The organism is Nocardia sp. NPDC050175 (assembly GCF_044459885.1).
Taxonomy (GTDB): Bacteria; Actinomycetota; Actinomycetes; order Mycobacteriales; family Mycobacteriaceae; genus Nocardia.
The window spans coordinates 449,237-452,275 of the sequence record NZ_JBITJI010000004.1 but is presented as its reverse complement, the minus strand read 5'-3'; the positions used below and the strand labels follow the sequence as shown (position 1 = coordinate 452,275).

At 69.6% G+C, this 3,039-nt stretch carries 2 protein-coding genes; both read left to right on the top strand.

The window, feature by feature from the left end:
- Positions 1-28 precede the first annotated feature (28 nt).
- On the top strand, positions 29-2,488 hold the full coding sequence (locus ACIBK2_RS16490) for a hypothetical protein (protein ID WP_396967994.1): 2,460 nt from the start codon (positions 29-31) through the stop codon (positions 2,486-2,488).
- 143 nt (positions 2,489-2,631) lie between these two features.
- Positions 2,632-3,021 carry a hypothetical protein gene (locus ACIBK2_RS16485; RefSeq protein WP_396967992.1) on the top strand — a complete coding sequence of 130 codons (390 nt, stop codon included), beginning with the start codon at positions 2,632-2,634 and terminating at the stop codon, positions 3,019-3,021.
- Positions 3,022-3,039 lie beyond the last annotated feature (18 nt).

The following is a 3,039-nucleotide window of genomic DNA, read 5'->3' as shown; positions in this document are numbered from 1 at the left end:
CACCGGAACGGACGACGGTGCGCACGCGATGATCGAGATCCCGCCCGAGCTGAAATGGCTGGGCTGGCTGGTCGGTATCGACCCGCCGGAGGGGAACGAGGATCTACTGTTCGCGATCGGCAACGCCTGGAACGATGCCGCGAAAGGCCTTGCCGCTCAGTTGGATCCGTTGACGGAGGTACAGTGGGACGCGACAAGGGCCTACACCTCGGGGTCCGGCGCGGAGGCAATCGCTGGACTGTTCGACAGCCTGCTGCACGGCGGCGCCTCGCTGGCGACCCTGGCGACCGATTTCGATGAACTCGGTAATGCCGCTTTCGATTTCGGCACCGCGGTGCAGGAGGCGAAGCTGATGATGATCGTCTCCTATGTGCTGCTTGCCGCGGAGATCATGTGGGCGTGGATGTTTCCGCCGACGGCTCCGGCGCTGGAGGCCGCCGCCGTGGCAGGCACCAGGTCGACGTTGCGCGCGGCCGAGGATTTCACGGTAGAGAAGATCGAGCAGTTGGTGTTGCGGGCCTTGGGAACTGTCGGCCGCAAGCCGTGGTCGAAGCTGGTCGTCAAGAATCTGTCCACCTATGCGGTCAAAGGGGTGGTGTCCGGCACGCAGGCCGTGGCCGTGGACGCGGTCGTCCAGGGAGTCCAGCTGGCCGCGCACACGCGCAGGTCCTTCGACAGCAACGAGTTGGTGCTGTCGTTCGGTTCGTCCTTCCTGGGCGGCATGGTGGGCCGGGCCGGAGCGCACTGGGGCGGCATCGCCTTCGACACCACGATCGGCCGGTTGACCAATCGGCTCGGCCCGGCCGGTGGAGCGGTGCGCGGCATGGCAATTGGTGCGTTCGGTGGTGAGGTGAGCACCATCGGCGGCGCGGTCGGCGCCGCGCTGAATACCGGGGATTGGCAGAGCGGCTTCAGCGGCTCCGGCTTCGCCGCATCGATGGCCGGTGGTGCCTTCCGCGGCGCGGTGCCCGGCGCGACCCGCGGCCTGTTCCAGCTCAACCGGGTGCCCCGCGGCCCGGCGAACACCGGTTTTCTCCGACACTTCCACTTCGACGCCGAGGGCAACGTCTACGCGCCCGCGAGCCGCGTCGCCAAAGCTATCGGCACCGCAGGCAACGACACCGTCGCACGCCCCGCACCGGTGGACCGATCCACGGTCGAAGGCTCGGGCGCCACGCGTCAACGCAGGCTGGCGGAACTCGACCGGCAGGATGCCGCGAACCTGCGTCGCTACCACGCCGAGGTGCGTGAACGTCAACCGCGATTGCAGGCCGAACCTACTGAGCCGCAGGGGAATAGATCGCGGGCCAGGGCGCTCGGCGAGCGAACGCGGTCAGCGGCAGACGACCCGGCGACACCATCACCTGAGTCGCCGGGGAGCCGCCCGAGAGCCGGTGCGAGGCAGGAGTCCGCCGAGTCGCAGCTGCGGGCGCAACCCGTCGAGTCGCAGGGGAGCAGCCCCCGGGCTAGGGCGCTCGGCGACCCAGCGGGATTGGAGTCAGCCGAGCGGCAGCCGCCATGGGCAGCGCGGATGTCGGGCCGTGCGCGGGAGTTCGCGGAACGGGCAGCGTCGACGCAGCAGGCGGCCGACCAGGCTCAGGACGTCGCCGATACCGCGCAGCGGAAAGCGACCGTGCAGCAGACGCTGGCCGATGCGGGGGAGGGGCGGGTCGGTGAGGCGCGGGCGAATCTTGTTCAAGCACAACGTCAAGTGCACGATGCCGAAAGGCAGTTGGCCGGGGCGCGGACCGCCCAGACGCCCGACCCGCAGCGGGTCGAGCACCTGCAAGGGCGTCTCGTCGATTCGCAGCGGGCGCACGAGCAGGCGTTGCGCGGATTGAGCGCTGCCGAGCGGGAGGCAGGCCACACGCAACGCACGGCGGATCACCATCAGGCCGACGCCGACAACCTGCAGCGCCGCGCGGATCAGGCACAGCGCCATGCCGACGACCACCGAATGGTGCGGATGAACCGGGAGGCGATCAATCGCACGGCCGACGGTGAAGCCAGGAAGAGCACGCAACCTGGCACCGACGAGAACACCTGGTGGAAGCGGGCTCTGATGCGCAGCGAACGGATCGGAAAGGAGTACGGCACCGGCGGTCCCGGCACCGACGTCTACCAGGCCAAGGCCACAGACCTGCGCGGCAAGACCCGCCCGAAGCAGTACAAGCACCACAACCCGGAGATCATCCCGTACTCCGCGCCGTCAGCGCCGGACCCGACCGCATGGGGCCAGCCGAATCCGTCGCACCCGCCCGAGCCGCCCGAGCCGCCCAATCCGCCCAATCCGCCGGAGCCGCCGGAGCCGCCGGAGCCGCCGGAGCCGCCGGAGCCGCCGGAGCCGCCGGAGCCGCCGGAGCCGCCGGGACCGCCCGAGCCCCCTGAGCCGCAGGGCCCGCTGCATCCACCACACCCTCGGCACCCGCCCCGTCCGCCGCTTCCTCCCGGTGGGCGAGCTGGAATACCGAGGCCGTCGGGCGAGTAGTGCTGCGTAACAGCGTGATTCAGCTCATAAGCTCCGAAACATACTGTTAAGAAACTGTTTCGGCGCTGCTCGCGCACAATCCTGGTCCCGGTCGACTGTGTCGATCACGGTGGTGTGGTCCGCCCCGACCAGGAGGAACCACTGTGGCACAGGTCATTACCGTCGATTCGGCCGCCGGACTCCGGGCCGCCGCGGCCGACATGGACGGCGTGTACGAGGCGATCAGCCACACGGTTACCACGCTGTACGAGACCCTCACCCGCCTCGGCGACCCGATCTCCGCGGTACCGAGCGGTACCTCGGGGAGCGGATCGGCCACGGTGGTGAGCTCCACCGACAGCCCCCGGCCGCCGTGGGCCACCGACGCGACCGGCCGCAAGTTCGCCACCGGCGCCTCCGGCTACGTCGCCATGAGCGTCGACCTGCTGCAGGGTGGTTTCGACCTGGCGCAAACGCTGACGGAGTTCGCCAAGGGCATGCGGCAGGCAGCCGACGGTCTACAGGGCGCCGACGAGTTCTCCGCGCGGCGCTGACCGATTCCGCACCGGAAA